The organism is Corynebacterium sp. HMSC08F01 (assembly GCF_001807545.1).
Taxonomy (GTDB): domain Bacteria; phylum Actinomycetota; class Actinomycetes; order Mycobacteriales; family Mycobacteriaceae; genus Corynebacterium; species Corynebacterium coyleae.
Genome location: NZ_KV789264.1, coordinates 1 through 16434, shown reverse-complemented (window position 1 = coordinate 16434; position 16434 = coordinate 1). Strand labels below are relative to the sequence as shown.

Below are 16434 nucleotides of genomic sequence, written 5' to 3'. Positions count from 1 at the left end.
GTGGTGCCATGAAACGTCACGTACCGATCCTCGCCACCACTCTCCTGCTGGCTGCCTGCGGCACGGAGACCGAACCAACCCAAACGCCTGCACCGGAAACAACGACGGTCGTTTCTCACGAGACGGTCAGCGCACCGACTAGCGCACCGGCCAACGAAACGTCAACCGACGCGACCACGGCGTCAGCGACACCGACCGCTTCGATCCGTGACCTGTACGCCGCGGCGATCGCGGACCCGGCGCGCTTCTTCGCGGACCTCGCGGATCTCGACGGCACGTTCACCTACGACGTTTTGGACATCAACGGCGATCTCGAACCCGAACTGCTGCTCCGCGCAGGCGTCAGCGCAGCCCCAGACGCAGCCCCAGACGTAGGCGCGGCCAACGGCAACCCATCGCCGGTGCGCGTGCTGCGGGCCCAGAACGGCGAGTTCACCTGGACGAAGGACTACCTCGTCGACTCGGACGAGCCCTACCCGACAGTGTTCACCAACGGCACCCAGCCGGGGTTGGACCAGTACGAAACGGACGGCCCCAAGATGCACGTGACACACTTCGAACTGCGGGGTCAGCGTCTGGAAAAGGTGTGGGGCCCGGAGGAGACGGTCGTCGGCAATCCGCTCAGCGATGTCACACGGATCACCTGGCACCCGACGACGGACGCGGCGGCGCTGGACAAGATCGGCAACGCAACACTGCGTGGTCCGTTGGAGGGCACGATGGGGCAGGTGCCCAAGGTGGAGCACCTGCAGGGTGAGCAGTTCCGCGTCCGGTTCGAGCCGACCGCCGACGGCATCGCGGTGACGTACCCGGACCTTGGCTGCGCGGGCCACCTCGCGAAAACCGAGGATGGCTTCCGCGAGACGATCACCGAGGGCACCTGCGATAACGGCGGCACGTGGCACTTGCTTATCGACGACAACCACGCCCACGCCTTCTACAACTCCCCCGATGGTCGCTACACGGCAGATGGACGCCTGACCCCGGCGGGTTAGCGTCGCACTGGGCGCATGCCGCGCAGCACCCGCATCAGCGCCGCGACAACGACTGCCAGCAGCGCTAACCCCACCGCAGCCGCAATCCACACGCGTGCACCGGTGGCGGTGATTGGCCATGCGGGGACGGCGAGGATCCATAGTGCGGACTGTGCGAGGACGTCGCCGCCGATCGTGGCGGAGACGATCGTGACCAGGATCGTCGTGGCCAGCGTCCACGCCACGCCGAAGCGGACGGTGATGGCAAGTGCGGTGAGGGCCAATACGCTGCCTGCGAGGAACGCGAGGAGTCCGAAGCGTGCGTCGCCAACCACGGCCGCTCCGAACGCGCACACGAGGGCGACGACTCCAACGCACCAAGTGGCCAATGCGGCGCGGACGTGTGGGTGTTCGACCTGCATGAGCGCCCAGGCGGGACGCAGTTTCGGCCACACGAGGGTGGGCAGCACGCCGGCCCCAACCGGCAGGATGGCGTAGGCGAACAGCGCCTCGCGCACGTCCACCGGGTATGCCAGCGAGAACAGCAGCACCAGGGCGGTGAGCAGGAGCAAGACGCTTATCGACGACACCCTCGCCGCCATCGCAACCCCCTTCACCGCAGCCACGTATCCGGTGGTTTCGGGGCGCGGCGTCGCCGGAGAAGTGGCCAGCGGTGCGGTGACGTGGTGGACTCGGCGGCGGCGCAGTATGGGTCGGGTGCGCGGTGGTACGAGGGCGGCCACTACAAAGCCAATTGCTGCGAGTAGCAGTGTGAGGGTGAGGGCGGGAATGGGAGATTCCCCCGCCATCGGGTCGGTGGCGTCGAGGGGTAGCAGGTTGAAGTGCAGGCCCATGGTCGGCAGCGCCAACCGGGTTGGCCAGGCGCCGGGGTTTATCCACCACCAGTCGCGCTCGGCGAAGTAGCCGAGGCCGATGGTGAATGCGAAGCCGAGGATGATGGTTGGCAGGATCCCGATGCGTCGCGTGGCAGCGGCGGCGAGGCCCGCGGGGCCGAGCATGCCCAACCACACAAATAGGCCGACGAGTGCGATCGAGGCCGTGTTGTCCAGGTTGAATACGAGGCCGGCGGCAAACGGCACGACAAAGTCGAGCGCGACGAACACGGCCAGCGCCAGCCACACCACGACGATGCGGGCGGCGCGGGTGCGCATGGGTGAAACCGGCCGCCACAATGTGCCGCCGCCGCGGGCGTCACGTTCGCGGGTCTCGGCCAAACCGGCGAACAGTGCGGCGGCGGGAGCAGCCATGCCGGTGACTAACAGGCCTTGCGGGTAGAGCAGGTTCGTCGCGGTTTCGACGTTTCCGGCCAGGGCGAACAACGTCAGCAGCACGCCGACCAGCAGGCCTGCTCCGGCGAGCCACCACAGCATGGAGCCGCGCGCACGGATCCATTCGGCGTGTAGGAGGTTCATCGGTCACCACCGGAGGTGAGCCGGAAGAACGACTCTTCTAGGTTGGGGCCAAGTTCGGCGAGCTCGCCTGCGAAGCGGACGCCGCCGCCTGCGATCAAGGTGGCGTCGTCGGCCATGTGGAGTACTTCGCCGAGTTGGTGGGAACTGACCAGGACGGTGCGCCCAGCTCGCGCGTATTCGCGGAGGTAGTCGCGCAGGTGGGCGATGCCTTCGGGGTCGAGGCCGTTTTGTGGTTCGTCGAGAATAAGCACCTCTGGCTCGCCGAGCAGCGCTTGGGCGAGCGCAAGGCGGCCTTTCATGCCGGTGGAGAAACTGCCGGCTTTCTTCTTGCCCGCGTTGTGGAGACCGACCAGTTCGAGGACTCGGTCGGCTTCGCTGTCCGGAAGTCCCAAGAGCGTGGTGTGGACGCGGAGGTTGTTACGGGCGCTGAGGTGGCTGTAAAAGGCGGGGTCGTTGATGGAGGCACCAACGTGGCGCAGCGCCGAACGGTCAAACGGCTGCCCCATCAGTGTCACCTCGCCGGCATCGGGTTCGATCAGGCCGAGTAGCACCGACATCAGGGTCGATTTACCTGCGCCGTTGGGGCCGAGCAGAGCGTGGACTCGGCCCGGAGTGGTGGTCAATGACACGTCGCGAAGTACATGGTGGTCCCCGAAGGACACGACCACGCCGCGGCAAGCAAGTTGGGTATCAGTCATGGCATTCATGGTCGTCGCCGAACAAGGCGACCACATCGGCCGGCGGGACCACACTGCCTCCTCCTCTAGGAGGAGATCCCGGCGCGCTGGGCGATCAAGGCGAGCGCCACCCTGTCGCGCGCGCCAAGTTTGGCAAGCAGGTTAGAGACGTGCGTTTTCACCGTGGTCTCTGCAATAAACAGCGTGGCGGCGATTTCCGCGTTCGTCGCGCCGCGGCCAATCTCCGCGAGCACGTCGCGTTCGCGTTGCGTCAGCCCCTCCAGCGCAGCTGCTGATTCTGAGGTGGCTCCCCCGTCGCGGACCCACTCCATCACGCGACCGGTGACTCCGGGGGCCAGGACCGATTCGCCGCGGGCGACGGCGCGTACGGCGTTGGCCAAGACGTCGGGTTCGGCGTCTTTGAGGAGAAAGCCGTGCACGCCGGCGTCGATAGCTGCATGGATCAAGGTGTCGTCGTCGAAGGTGGTCAGCATGATCACGCGTGGGCCCATCTCCATGATCGTGCGGGCGGCGGTGATGCCGTCGAGCACCGGCATGCGGATGTCCAGCACCGCCACGTCGATGCGGTGGGCGCGGGTTTTCTCCACGGCTTCGGCGCCGTCGGCGGCGGTGGCGACGACGGTGATGTCGTCCTGGGCGTCCAAGATGGTGCGGAGGGCGCTGAGGAGGAGCGGTTGGTCGTCGGCAAGAAGCAGGCGGATCATGCTGCCAACTCCGCCCGCACGGTAAACGTCTCCCCTGACTGCCATGTCTTCAGCGTGCCACCGGCACTCGCCGCGCGTTCACGCAGCCCCTCCAGCCCGACGCCGGTGCCTGGTTGGGGTCGAATCTGGCCGGTAGAAACGACTTCTACCACCACGGTCTCGCCCGGTGCGACCCGAACCGTCACAGTGGGATCGACTTGGTGGCGCGCCGCGTTTGCCAGTGCCTCAGCCACGATGCGATAGGTAGCAAGCGAGGTCACCGGGGAGACATCCACTGCTGGTGCTTCCAGCGATACTTCCACGCCGGCGTCGCGGTAGCGCTGCACCAACGACGGCAGGTCAGGGATCCCCGCCGCCGGGGAAAACGCATGGTCGCTCTCACGCAGACCCCGCACAAGCAGGCGAATCTCCGACAACGACTGCCCTGCGGCCTCGTTGATCTGCTGCAGCGCCTCCCGCTCCTGCCCCACCGCCAAACCAGCATTGGCCTGCGCTTTGATCAGGGTCAGGGAGTGGCCGAGCAGATCGTGAATATCGCGGGCAATGGCGCGGCGTTCCTCCTCGCGCGCCGCTGCGAGACGCTGCTCTTTCGCGTGTGCTTCTCGACGACGCACCTCATCCTCAGCCGCCACATTCGCCCCCAGGAGATACCCCACCGCACTCGCACCCCAGTGCAGCGCAAGCGTGATCCCGAGATCGACCCCGTGCCGGTAGAACAACACAAAGTTGTCGTCCCACGTCCACATGAACGGTGACAGCAGCGCCCACCCGCACGCGGCGGCGAGGACAACTAGCGCGAAGCGTTTTCCTGTAAACCGCCCGGCGATAAAGGTGGCCACCGGGACCGCCAACACCCACGGCGAAAAGCCAAGGTTTACCGGCGCGGCCAGCCACATCGTCGACCAGGCAACATTCAGCGCGATAAGCGCAACCGAGGAGAACTTCGGCTTGCTCGTGAGCACCACGCACACCGCGACAAAGCCCCACGACAGCACGGCCTGGCCCCAACCTGCCGCGTCTATGGGTTGGGTAAACGCACTCGCGGTGTACACCGCCGCCAAAATGGCGACAGCGACCGCGAGCACAAGGTCACCCGGTTTGTAGCGCATGGGCGTAAGCCTATCGACGACCCCCGCCCCGCACCTCCTCCCCGAGGAGGAGATCTACTTGTTCAGGCCGGGGATCTGGGGCAAGTCCGGCACGTTGAAGCCGGCGGTCTTCAGCAGGGCGAACAGGGCGCCCAGTGCGGTGAGCACGGCGGCGATGATGCCGATGATCTCTGCAAGCTTCGCGTCGAAGGTCTTCGGCTGCTCCGGCGTAGGGGTGTCAGGCGCAGGGGTGCCCGGAGTCGGCGCCGGCTTATCCGGGTCGGCTGGCTTGCCAGGCAGCGTGTTCTTCAGCTCCGGTGCAGCGGACAGTTCCGCGTTCTGCATGCTGAAGAGCAGCGGCGGATTGTCGTCGCACTTCTTTGCCCTGCTCAGCGGGTGGTAGTAGCGGGACTCGAGCGAGTCGAAGGCTTGACCGAAGTAGGTCTTGGACATGTTGGCGGCGAACGCGTTGCGCTGCCACTCGGGCATGTGCTTGAGGAAGCGGGCGGTGTTCGCGCCGGTGCGGCCGAACTCGTAGTCCGGGCCAAGGTCGTTCACTTCTGGCACGGAGCCGTCGATGCCGATGTACCAGCCCGCCGAGCCCTTCAGCGCCTTGCCTGCTGGTGAGAGCGGGATCTGGGACCCCTGCTTCATGTCCAGGTAAAAGTCGGCGTCAGTGGAGGTCAGGCCCAGTTCCGCCAGTTTGGCCTTGGTGGCGGCGCGGGCGGCGTCGTAGTCGGGGCGGGCGCCGGGTTCCTCGCCTGCCAGGCGGATTTCCTGGACGGCGATGATGGCCGGTTGGGTGAGGTGGTCGTCGCCAAGCGGCTTGAGCCCCTCGAAAGTTGCCTCGAATGCTTCGGTGACGGCGGTGGCGTACATGCCGTGGGTGAGGGTTTTCGCGATGCGCTCGGCTTGCCAGGCGGGGCCGCGCTCGGCGTCGTTGAGGGTGACGCGGCACTGGCCTTGCTCGGTGGGCGTGAGCGTGGCGGCGTGGGTCGTAGGGACAGTGACGGTGAAGGCGGTCGCCGCGGCGACGGCCGATGCGATGAACTTCTTCATGCTTGTTCTATCGGTGGGCTCGCAAACAGGTGTTACACGTCACGGCCTTCGCGGCGCGCGAAATCCCACCGGCTACGCTCGTACGCTGTGACCAACCTGCTCGAACTTCTGCCCGTCGATCCCGCGAATCCGCTGGCTATCATGCCCGCGCTCGAGGAGGCGTTGACCGGCCAACGCACGCTTTTGCCGGTGCCGACGAATGACCCGGCGCGCACGAACCTGCTGCGCAACACGTTGGAGCCCGGCGCACCTATCGACGACGACATCGCCCTCGTCGTCTCCACCTCCGGGTCCACGGGCAAGCCGAAGGGCGCGATGCTGACCCCGGCGAACCTGATCTCGAGCGCGGACGCGACCCACCAGGCGTTGGGCGGCGAAGGCCAGTGGCTGCTGGCCATGCCGGCGGCGTACATCGCGGGCCTGCAGGTGCTGGTGCGCAGCATGGTCGCGGGTGTGGAACCGGCGTTTGTGGACCTCACGAACGGTTTCGATGTCGCTGAGTTCGCCCACCACGCCCACGACCTGGCCAGCACCGGCGAGCGCACCTACACGGCGTTGACCCCGATGCAGCTGGCCAAGGCGACCTCGACGCTCAAGGGCATCGACGCGTTGCGGACCTTCTCCGCGGTGCTGGTCGGCGGGGCGGCGACCAACCCGCGTCTGCTCAAGTCGGCAAGCAAACTGCGTATCAACGTGGTGACCACATACGGCTCGTCGGAAACCGCCGGCGGCTGCGTCTACGACGGTGTGCCCATCGCCGGTGCGCGCGTGAAAATCGTCGACGGTCGCATCCACCTGGGCGGGCCGATGGTCGCGCGCGGTTACCGCGGCGTCGGATCGCAGACGCCCTCCGATGATCTCAAGGACGGCTGGTTCCGCACCTCCGACGCGGGCTCGCTTATCGACGACCACCTCACCGTCCACGGACGCATCGACAACATCATCGACTCCGGCGGCCTCAAACTCCACCCCGAAGTGCTGGAAACATTCCTGCTCAAGGTGGATGGGGTGACGGGTGCGTGTGTCGTCGGCAAGCAAGATGCTCGCTTCGGCGAACGCATCTGCGCTGCATACACCGGGTCTGCGAGCGTGGCGGACATCATGGACGCGTTTGCCGACGCCGAAGACACCGGTGAGATCGCACGCTGGCAAGTGCCGAAGGAACTCAAGGTTGTGCCGGCGCTGCCCCAGTTGGGTCCGGGCAAGGTCGACCGGGCTGCGGTGCGGGAGTTGTTCTAGGCGGAGCGCGACTCGATCACCGGCCCCGGAGGCTCATCCGGGGTCCCGTAATTTGCAACCCACAGCAGGAAGGGCGACAACTTGCCGTCGCTTCTGCCCCGCTCGATCTGTTTGACAAGGAAGCGCGCGGCGGCGATCTCCCCCATGTGCGGCGGACGCGAAATACGAACGCCCTCAAGAGATTCGAGCTCTTCATACCTAGGCCTCATCGTGCTCTCTCCTTCCCGCGATAGGATCCTCTTACCCTGCAAGCTCTGCTGCTCGCTGATAGGACACTCCCAGGACCTGCCCCATCTCGCGAAGCGTGAAACCTTCCGCTTTCATCTTTTGCGCAAGCTCGCTTCTAGCAGCAGCTGCCTTTCCATTTGCCTCTTTTGCCTTCACCCCAAGCTCTTCGGCACGCTGACGAAGTGTTTCAACTTCAGAAGGCAAAATCGGAATCACTTCAACCTCAAATTCGGTTGGAGCAAGTCCAGACTGAAAAGCTAGTGCTTCAAGCACTTCCTTTTCTGCGCGATCGAGCCGCCGCGTTTGGGACACAACGCCAAGCTCTGCGCACTCCAAAACCCAGGCACCACTCGCACCACGCTCAGCAGTGACAGTAAACGACCTCATCTCCACCACCCTTTTCCTAGCTCCGCCTGAAATTGATCAAAGAATTTTCGTGCTGCGAGATCGTCGATTTCGCGGTGCCGTCCGAGAGTTTTGGTCGTCTCCCCCACTCGAAATGCATCATGTCTTTTGAGTGGTATCTGCTCAAATTCAAGACCACGCCGACGAGCCTCGTCTCGCAACTTCTTTATTACTGCATACCGCTTCACACTTCAACCCCCCATTGCAATCTCTTGTCAACTATCCATTGACAATGAAAACCCTTTCATTGAGTTAGACGTGGCGAGGCCGCCTACGGTTCCATCGAACACCCGACCGACTCCCCACCTCTCTGTGTCGGTGCGTGCCTTAGGTTGATGGTGGCGTCGAAAATCGCGCTTACACAGTTCACATATAAGGAGCAGGAATGGACCGGCAGCACGGGTTTGCGGTGGTCGATCTGGAGACGACGGGGTTAAGCAACCTCGATCGCATTGTGGAGATCGGCGTGGTGTTGCTGCGCCCCGACCTCACGGTGGAGGGCACGTGGGAGACGGTGATCCAGCCGGAGCGTGACATTCCGAACAGTTACATCCATAAGATCACGGCGACGGACGTCGTGGATGCGCCGGTGTTCCGCGACGTCGCCGCGCATCTTGGTGCGCTGCTGAACGGCCGCACGTTGGTGGCGCATAACGCGTCGTTTGAGCGCCGCTTCCTTGCCAACGAGTTCGCACGCGCGGGCGCGGAGGATGGCATGTGCGAGTGGTTGGACACGATGCGCCTGACCAAGCAGCACCTTGGCGTGGGCAAACTCAGCGAAGCGCTTGCTATCGCACAGATCCACAACCGTTTGGCGCACTCTGCGCTTGCGGACGCCCAGGCCACCGCCGATCTCCTCGCGTACCTGCACACGAACCACCACGCGGATATCGTTCACTATCCGGCTGCGCTGTTCACCACACCCGCGCCCGAGGTGCGCACGCTTCCCCGCGGTGGCGCACCCTCCTGGGCAGGCCAGCTTTCGCGCACATTGCCGACGACCGGCACCAAGAATGAAGCCACCTACCGCGCCGAACTGACCCGCGCGCTTGTAGACCGCGAAATTTCCCGCACCGAAATGCGCCAACTCGAATCCACCGCCATCGCCGCAGGCCTAAGCTCCGACGACGTCGAGGCGATCAACGAGGAGTTCACCCGCCAACTTGCCGTCGAAGCCTGGTCAGACGGCATAATCACCGACGAGGAACGCGCAACCCTGCTCAGCATTGCAAAAGCGCTCGGCGTTGATCCCGCTCTCGTGCATTCGCTTCTCGACGACCCCCTTACCGGCCCACCCCCTTCCACCTTCACCCTGCACCCCGGCGATCGCGTCGCCTTCACCGGCGCCCTGACCATCCCGCGCGATACCTGGGCAGCGCGGGCTGCGGTGCGGGAGCTTTTCTAGCCGGAGTGCTCGTCCTGACGTCCCAAACCGTATATATTACGTCATATATACGAGGAGGTGTTCATGACTGAGGCTGCAGCAGACTCCGTCGAAACCACGGTCTTCATGTCGGGCAACAGTCAAGCAATCCGAATTCCCAAGGACTTTCGTTTCGATTCTGAAACGGTTTGGCTGAAAAAGATTGGGGGCAAGCTTTACGTCTCTCCTGAGCCGCTCTCAGCTCTCGATGTGCTCGATGTGATCACTGCCGATTTACCGGATGGGTGGGCGGACGAGTTCGAAGAACCCTCTGATCTCCCCCTAGATCCGATCCCAAAGTGGGATGAATGATGCGCTTCCTCCTAGACACAAATGTGTGGATCGATGCCCTTCGTCGCAGTAACGCCAATATCCTCGAACGCATGCGCGTAACTCGAGCCGACAACATCGTGCTGTCTTCCATTGTCCTTGGAGAGCTGCGGGTTGGTGCGGGTAAGTCAACGTCGATTCGTCGGACCGATGCTGTCAAGCAACTCGAGCAGGCGTACCAGGTAGTCGGAACCGGAGCGCCCGAGGCAGCTCTTTACGCTGACATCCGTTTGGAGCTAGAGGCGATCGGGCAGCCAATCGGTCCCAACGATTTGTGGATAGCAGCTCAGGCACGGGCAAACGACTGCGTTCTCGTTACCGCCAACACCCGGGAGTTCTCCCGTGTCCCATTGCTACAAGTAGAGGACTGGCGGGTGTAGCGGCTCCATAGCGCCATCACTTATCGACGAACCCCGCTGCGCCCTGCCCCCAAGGAGCGACGATGCACCTGCAGACCGCACACCCGAGCACCGGCGTCCCCGCCTCGATACCGTGGCGATCTCGAGTGTAACGGCCTTGATCGATGTGATCTGGGAAAATAAACACCCCCTAAAGCGAAAGAATTGCACCTTAGGGGCAAAATGATGCACATGTCGTCATTCAGCGAAGTCCTCGATCAGCTCCGTGAGAATCAGCCTCAGGGCAAGTACGGGATCGCGTTTGAGAAGTTGATGGTTAACTTCTTCAAAACCGATCCTGTTCTCTCTGCGCAGTTCGACGAGGTTCAGCGTTGGGATAAGTGGCGCTACAACGGTGGCAAGGCTGATACGGGCATTGACTTGGTTGCGCGCCGCAAGGATGACGGTAAATGGGTGGCAATCCAGGCCAAGTTCTACAAGCCGACCACGAGCATCCAAAAGCAGCACATCGATTCGTTCTTCGAAGCCTCCGGTCGCTCGTTTGAGACTGAGTCGAGCGTCGAACACTTCGTTCACCGCTACATCATTTCAACGACCGATAAGTGGTCGAAAAATGCGGAAGATGCTCTAGAAAACCAGCAGATCCCCACCAGTCGTATCGGCTTTAATCAGATCGCAGAATCACCCGTGAACTGGGATGTTGTGTTCCCCGGCTCCGAGATGCAGGTTCGCCTCACCCGGCGCGAAACCTTCGAGCCGCGTCCGCACCAGCAGCAGGCGATCGAGAACGTCATGGCTGGGTTCAATACGCATGACCGCGGCAAGCTCATCATGGCCTGCGGCACAGGCAAGACGTTCACTGCGCTCCGCCTAGCTGAACAAGTTGCAAAGGACAAGGGGGGGCGCCCGCGTCCTCTTCCTCGTTCCTTCCATCGCACTGCTCGCACAGACACTTCGCGAGTGGACTGCGCAGGCTCGCCTAGATCTGAAGAGCTTCGCGGTTTGCTCCGATAACAAGGCCAGCCGCCAGGCCGAAGACATTGCCTCGTACGATCTCGAGGTTCCTGTCTCCACTGATGGCGACGACATCGCTACTCTTTTCTCGCAGGGTAAGCGCGCCAATGGTCTGCACGTCGTCTTTTCCACCTACCAGTCCTTGCCCGCTGTTCATGATGCTCAGGAGAAAGGACTGGACGATTTCGACCTCGTTATCTGCGACGAGGCCCACCGCACCACCGGTGTCACACTCGCCGGCGCGGATGAATCCAACTTCGTTCGTATCCACGATGCCGACTACATCAAGGCTGCTCGTCGTCTGTACATGACCGCGACACCACGGCTTTTCGACGACTCCGTCAAAACCAAAGCCGAAGAACACTCAGCCGAACTGGCTTCCATGGATGACGAGGCCATCTACGGTCCAGAGTTTCATCGACTCGGATTTGGTGAAGCGGTGGATAAGGGCCTACTCACGGACTATCGCGTCTTGGTGATGACCGTGGACGAGGATGTCGCTGCCGAAGCACTCGCTCGACACACGCAGGAAGGCATGAACCTGACCACCGCTTCAGCGATGATCGGTGCGTGGAACGCACTCGCAAAGCGCTCCGGCAAGTTGCAAGGGCAAAAAGGCGGATTCGAGGAAGACGCTGCGCCGATGCAGCGCACTGTTGCCTTCGCAAAGGACATCAAAACCTCGAAGCTCATTGCGGAAACCTACCCGGGACTCATCGCAAGCCACCAACAAACGCTTCGTGAGCATGCTGCGACCAACGATGTTTCTCTTCACAACGTGGACTTGTCCGTCGCGGTACAGCATGTCGACGGCAGCATGAACGCGATGGAACGTGGCAACAAGATCGCGTGGCTCGAGGCATCCATGGAGCCGGACGAAACCCGCATCCTCACCAACGCGCGATGCCTCTCTGAGGGCGTTGACGTGCCTGGTTTGGACTCGGTGATCTTCTTCAACCCGCGCAATTCCATGGTCGACGTAGTTCAGTCTGTCGGCCGTGTGATGCGTAAGTCCGAAGGCAAAGACTACGGCTACATCATCCTCCCCGTCGCGGTTCCTCCTGGGAAGTCGCCATCCGAAGCGCTGAACGACAACGTTCGTTTCAAGGTGGTCTGGCAGATTCTCAACGCGCTGCGTGCTCATGATGACCGCTTCAACGCCAAGGTGAACTCGATTGGTTTGAACGGCGACAAGCCTGATGAGCTTCCGATCGATGTCACTCATGTCGAAGTCGAAAAAGCAAAGGCAGAGCTGGATAAGAACGACTCGACCCCTGGGTACGAAACTTCAGAGCTCACCTCCGAGCAGGTTGCGCTGTTCTCCCTAGAGAAGTGGCAGGAGGCGATCTACACCAAACTCGTGGACAAGGTTGGTACCCGAACCTACTGGGAAGACTGGGCCGACGATGTGGCGGTGATCGCGGAAAACCAGATCACCCGTATTCACAAACTGCTGGAACACGCGAGCCCGAAACTCCAGCGCGAATTCGAGACCTTCGTGGAAGGCTTGCGCGGCAATCTCAACGACTCGATCTCCGAGAACGAGGCGATCAGCATGCTCTCCCAGCACCTGATCACCGCCCCGGTATTTGACGCGCTGTTCAGCGATCACGATTTCGCAGCCCATAATCCGGTCTCCCAGGTCATGCAGCGCATGGTTGATGCCCTCGACGATAGTGACCTGGATGCCGAGACTGATTCGCTGGAGAAGTTCTACGCCTCGGTGCGTGTGCGCGCTTCTGAGGTCACCAGCGCGTCCGGGAAGCAGCAGGTGATCAAGGAGCTCTACGAGCGATTCTTCCAAAAGGCGTTCAAACGCGACGCTGACAAGCTGGGCATTGTCTACACCCCAGTCGAGATCGTGGACTTTATTCTGCGCGCTGCCAATGACGTGTCGAAGAAGCACTTCGGCCGGGGTTTGAGCGACGAGAGCGTACACATCCTGGATCCGTTTACGGGCACTGGCACGTTTATGGTTCGCCTGTTGCAGTCCGGATTGATCGATCCGAAGGATCTGGCCCGCAAGTACGCCAATGAGTTGCACGCGACCGAGATCATGCTGCTGGCGTATTACGTGGCTGCGGTGAATATCGAAACGACGTTTAACGCGTTGCAAGCCGAGACGGCGCAGCGCGAAGACCTACCGGAGCCGGAGTATGTGCCGTTTGAGGGCATTGCGCTTGCCGATACCTTCCAGATCCACGAGGACGGCGACATCCTGGATCTGGCGGTATTTAAGAACAACAACGAGCGCATTGTTCGTCAGAAGAAGGCCCCGATCAATGTCATCGTGGGCAACCCGCCGTACTCAGTAGGTCAGACGAGCGCGAACGATAACAACGCGAACCTGAAGTATCCAACACTGGACGCACGCATCGCGGAGACGTACGCGGCGAAGTCGACGGCGACGAATAAGAACTCCCTGTACGACTCATATCTGCGCGCGTTCCGGTGGGCCACCGACCGGATTGGGGATCAAGGTGTTGTGGCGTTTGTGTCGAACGGTGGTTGGGTGGATGCCAACACTGGTGATGGTGTCCGCCTATCGCTCGCTGAAGATTATTCAGACATCTACTTGCTGAATCTACGGGGAAATGCCCGTACCTCAGGAGAAGAACGTAAGAAAGAAGCCGGAAACGTCTTCGGTGGCGGCTCACGCACGCCCATTTCAGTAGCGATTTGTGTCAAAGATCCAAACAAGTCGGGATTCGCTCTGCATTACCGCGACATTGGGGACTATCTGTCAGCGGAAGAAAAGCTTGCGATCGTGAATACGTCGACGATTGAGAATGTTGATTGGCAGTCAATTGTGCCGAATCAGCATGGAGATTGGTTGAACCAGCGCAGCGACGAGTTTGCGACCTGGCCGGTTATTGGCGAGAAGAAGGACACCGTCACGACGTTCTTTGGCGCCTATTCCGCAGGGTTAAAAACTGGCCGTGATGCTTGGTCGTATTCTTCTGCAACCGCCCAACTCGTAGAAAACATCGGGACGCACGTTGCGAACTACCGCCAAGCGCAAGACCTGTTGCGAAACGAAGGGTTTGAGGAAAGCAAACGGGGCGTAGACGCATTGTTTACACAACACCCGGAATTGGTGGATAGCACGCGAGGTTCATGGAATGTCAACCTGAGGCAGGAGTTAGCCCGCGGAACCGAGATCGCGGTTGATACGGACCGTGTGTTCACATCGTTGTACCGCCCGTTTTTCAAACAGCGGAATTATTTCGCGAAAGAATTGATCGACAGACAGTATCAATTGCCTTCGATGTTCCCGACGCTGCACCATCACAACATCGGGTACGTCACCACCAGCCCAGGCGATAGCGTGCCGTTGGGAACGCTGGCGACAAACATCATGCCTGATCTTCACACCCTCGCGACTTCTCAGTACTTCTCACGTTTCACCTGGGAGCCAGTAGAGGCGTCGGATGGTGGGTTGTTCGGCGAGGGGGCGTCGATAAGCGAAGGCGAGTCCTCGATTTATGGGCAGTTTGGCGAGGTCGTTGCGGGTTATGTGCGCAAGGACAACATCACCGACGAGATCAAGGCGCTCTACCGCGACGCGCTGGATGCCGATGTCACTGGTGACGACATCTTCCACTTCGTTTACGGCAAGCTGCACGATCCGAACTATCGGGAGGCGTATGCGGCGGATTTGAAGAAGATGCTGCCGCACATTGAAGCGCCGGGTTCGCGTGAAGAGTTCGACAAGTTGGCGCGTTCCGGCAAGGAACTGATGGACCTGCACGTCGGGTACGAGGATGTGCAGCCGTACCCGCTGGATATCGCGGTCAAGGGCGACGAGTCCGACCCGGAGACCTGGCGTGTGTTGAAGATGAAGTGGGCACGTAAGAAGGACCCAGAGACCGACAAGAACGTCAACGACGTGACCAAGTTGATTTACAACAAGCGGGTCACCATCGCGGGTATCCCGGCTGAGGCTGATGAGTACATGCTGGGGTCGCGTTCCGCGTTGGCGTGGCTGATTGATCGCTACCAGGTGAAGAAGGACAAGGCGTCTGGGATTGTCAACGACCCGAACGATTGGGCCGATGAGGTTGGCAACCCGCGCTACATCGTGGATCTGATTGGCAAGGTGACCCGGGTTGCGGTGGAGACGGTACGGATCGTGGAGGGGCTGCGAGAATAACGCCGTTCGGTTCATTGCCAGTTGAGGCTCGAGAGCGTGGCTTCATCGCGGATGATCGAAAAGCGGTGCGGTGGCCCCTCAGCCGCCAGGTTGACCTTGAACACCTCACCGAAGATCCGGGCCATAGCGGACGTGTCATCCACCTCGACCTCAACTCATCAACCGCACCCTCAAGTCTGCATGCGTCTTTAGCGTCTTTAGACGCTTTCCTGGCGTCATCACCAATCTTCAAACCGAAAGAGGAGTCAGCCATGAGAGGCGTATTCCCCACTTGAGCCATGTAGCTTTTAGGCTACACTTGGGCGTGTGGAGATCATTTCCAGCAGCTTGTTTGACGCCTGGTTAGGTGAGCTAAAAGACAAACATGCTCAGCGACGCATTTTGTATGCAATAGCCCGATGCGAAGCACACGGAAGAATGATTGGAGACATCAAACCCGTTGGCGAGAAGGTTAGCGAGATGAGATTTCATTTCGGGCCCGGCTATCGGGTGTACTACACCCGACTAGGCGCAATAACGGTTTTCCTGCTGGCCGGAGGAGATAAATCCAGCCAGGATAAAGATATTCGAACCGCTCAAAAGCTCGCACAACAGGTAAGGGAGGAACAGTCGTGAAGGAAGTAACATTTTCAGCGTTCGATGCAAGCAAATATCTCGATAGCCAAGAAGCAGTGAACGATTACCTGGCTATCGCACTCGAAGACGGCGATACGAAAACCGTTCAGGTGGTTTTGCGTGACATTGCAAGGGCACACGGCATGAGCCAGCTCGCTAAAGAGACTCAACTCAACCGTGAATCCCTCTACAAGTCACTATCAAAAGACGGTAACCCGTCCTTTGCGGCTATCACGAAAATCATGAAAGCCCTGGGACTCAAAATAACTCTCGCTACACAAAATGCCTAGATACCTACTGGAATCACATCACCAATAAACCAAACGTGCCTCTGCTCAGCCCGTCCGGCCTCTATCCGCCGATCAGTGGTGGATCGCGGAGCCTGCGACCAGGCCCGTTGAATACGATCCGGGAAACGCTCGGCGGAGGGATCAGCAACGGTGGTGCGTGTGGTCTTGCGCCGGAGTACACCCGCGATTCCAAGGATATTCATGAGGCGTTGCACCTGGTCACGGCCGATGTTCCAGCCTGCCCGGTGGGCGGCTTTCCATAGTTTTCGTCGCCCGTAGACCCGCCGATTGGCCTCCCACAGCTCAAAGAGCCGGTGCGCGGTGTAAGCCTCATCCAGCTCGGCAGGGGTGGGCCCGAAACCACGGGCCTGGAAGCGGTAGAACGTTGCTGGTGTCGATTTGGGGTAGTTGGTACCGCGAGT

General features: G+C 61.1%; 17 protein-coding genes and 1 pseudogene. 9 read left to right on the top strand and 9 right to left on the bottom strand.

Going from position 1 to position 16434, the window contains the following annotated elements:
- The first annotated feature begins 8 nt into the window (after positions 1-8).
- Positions 9-995, top strand: coding sequence for a hypothetical protein (locus HMPREF3171_RS00310; protein WP_070482115.1), 987 nt, complete (start codon positions 9-11; stop codon positions 993-995).
- Here HMPREF3171_RS00310 and HMPREF3171_RS00305 read toward each other — a convergent pair.
- From HMPREF3171_RS00305 to HMPREF3171_RS00285, 5 genes are all read right to left on the bottom strand, one after another.
- Entirely contained in the window at positions 992-2407 is a 1416-nt protein-coding gene (locus HMPREF3171_RS00305) for an ABC-2 family transporter permease (RefSeq protein WP_070482113.1), read from the bottom strand. The genes HMPREF3171_RS00310 and HMPREF3171_RS00305 overlap by 4 nt on opposite strands.
- A complete protein-coding gene (locus tag HMPREF3171_RS00300) occupies positions 2404-3105 on the bottom strand; it encodes an ATP-binding cassette domain-containing protein (RefSeq protein WP_070482111.1) in 702 nt (233 codons plus the stop codon). Before HMPREF3171_RS00300 ends, HMPREF3171_RS00305 begins: the two co-directional genes overlap by 4 nt.
- A 65-nt stretch (positions 3106-3170) precedes the next feature.
- Positions 3171-3809: a response regulator gene (locus HMPREF3171_RS00295; protein ID WP_070482109.1), complete on the bottom strand. Its 639-nt coding sequence runs from the start codon at positions 3807-3809 to the stop codon at positions 3171-3173.
- Positions 3806-4918: a sensor histidine kinase gene (locus HMPREF3171_RS00290; RefSeq protein ID WP_070482107.1), complete on the bottom strand. Its 1113-nt coding sequence runs from the start codon at positions 4916-4918 to the stop codon at positions 3806-3808. Before HMPREF3171_RS00290 ends, HMPREF3171_RS00295 begins: the two co-directional genes overlap by 4 nt.
- Positions 4919-4972: 54 nt before the next feature.
- Positions 4973-5956, bottom strand: a complete 984-nt coding sequence (locus HMPREF3171_RS00285) for a hypothetical protein (RefSeq protein WP_070482106.1) — start codon at positions 5954-5956, stop codon at positions 4973-4975.
- An 87-nt stretch (positions 5957-6043) separates the two neighbouring features.
- On the opposite strand from HMPREF3171_RS00285, the gene menE reads away from it, so the two are divergent.
- Positions 6044-7195, top strand: a complete 1152-nt coding sequence (gene menE, locus HMPREF3171_RS00280) for an o-succinylbenzoate--CoA ligase (RefSeq protein WP_083291880.1) — start codon at positions 6044-6046, stop codon at positions 7193-7195.
- On the opposite strand, the gene HMPREF3171_RS00275 is transcribed toward menE, so the two are convergent.
- Positions 7192-7404, bottom strand: coding sequence for a hypothetical protein (locus HMPREF3171_RS00275; RefSeq protein ID WP_070452492.1), 213 nt, complete (start codon positions 7402-7404; stop codon positions 7192-7194). The genes menE and HMPREF3171_RS00275 overlap by 4 nt on opposite strands.
- A gap of 31 nt (positions 7405-7435) precedes the next feature.
- Positions 7436-7810 carry a hypothetical protein gene (locus tag HMPREF3171_RS00270; RefSeq protein WP_070452501.1) on the bottom strand — a complete coding sequence of 125 codons (375 nt, stop codon included), beginning with the start codon at positions 7808-7810 and terminating at the stop codon, positions 7436-7438.
- 403 nt (positions 7811-8213) lie between these two features.
- On the opposite strand from HMPREF3171_RS00270, the gene HMPREF3171_RS00265 reads away from it, so the two are divergent.
- From HMPREF3171_RS00265 to HMPREF3171_RS00250, 5 genes are all read left to right on the top strand, one after another.
- On the top strand, positions 8214-9233 hold the full coding sequence (locus HMPREF3171_RS00265; RefSeq protein WP_070482103.1) for a 3'-5' exonuclease: 1020 nt from the start codon (positions 8214-8216) through the stop codon (positions 9231-9233).
- A 63-nt stretch (positions 9234-9296) separates the two neighbouring features.
- On the top strand, positions 9297-9563 hold the full coding sequence (locus HMPREF3171_RS00260; RefSeq protein WP_070421738.1) for an antitoxin: 267 nt from the start codon (positions 9297-9299) through the stop codon (positions 9561-9563).
- Positions 9560-9961 carry a type II toxin-antitoxin system VapC family toxin gene (locus HMPREF3171_RS00255; RefSeq protein WP_210384511.1) on the top strand — a complete coding sequence of 134 codons (402 nt, stop codon included), beginning with the start codon at positions 9560-9562 and terminating at the stop codon, positions 9959-9961. Before HMPREF3171_RS00260 ends, HMPREF3171_RS00255 begins: the two co-directional genes overlap by 4 nt.
- A gap of 210 nt (positions 9962-10171) precedes the next feature.
- Positions 10172-10954: a restriction endonuclease gene (locus tag HMPREF3171_RS12440; protein ID WP_371327129.1), complete on the top strand. Its 783-nt coding sequence runs from the start codon at positions 10172-10174 to the stop codon at positions 10952-10954.
- On the top strand, positions 10872-15107 hold the full coding sequence (locus HMPREF3171_RS00250) for a type ISP restriction/modification enzyme (protein WP_371327130.1): 4236 nt from the start codon (positions 10872-10874) through the stop codon (positions 15105-15107). Before HMPREF3171_RS12440 ends, HMPREF3171_RS00250 begins: the two co-directional genes overlap by 83 nt.
- Before the next feature lie 11 nt (positions 15108-15118).
- On the opposite strand, the gene HMPREF3171_RS12380 is transcribed toward HMPREF3171_RS00250, so the two are convergent.
- Entirely contained in the window at positions 15119-15250 is a 132-nt protein-coding gene (locus HMPREF3171_RS12380; RefSeq protein ID WP_256366010.1) for a hypothetical protein, read from the bottom strand.
- A 163-nt stretch (positions 15251-15413) separates the two neighbouring features.
- Here HMPREF3171_RS12380 and HMPREF3171_RS00245 point away from each other — a divergent pair, with 163 nt between their 5' ends.
- Positions 15414-15722 (top strand): type II toxin-antitoxin system RelE/ParE family toxin, encoded by a 309-nt coding sequence (locus tag HMPREF3171_RS00245; protein ID WP_070482101.1) that lies wholly within the window; start codon positions 15414-15416, stop codon positions 15720-15722.
- Positions 15719-16012 carry an addiction module antidote protein gene (locus HMPREF3171_RS00240; RefSeq protein WP_070362126.1) on the top strand — a complete coding sequence of 98 codons (294 nt, stop codon included), beginning with the start codon at positions 15719-15721 and terminating at the stop codon, positions 16010-16012. The genes HMPREF3171_RS00245 and HMPREF3171_RS00240 overlap by 4 nt, the downstream gene beginning before the upstream one ends.
- Before the next feature lie 104 nt (positions 16013-16116).
- Here HMPREF3171_RS00240 and HMPREF3171_RS12435 read toward each other — a convergent pair.
- Positions 16117-16350 (bottom strand): annotated as a pseudogene (locus HMPREF3171_RS12435) (IS3 family transposase); the annotation flags it as partial.
- Positions 16351-16434: the final 84 nt, after the last annotated feature.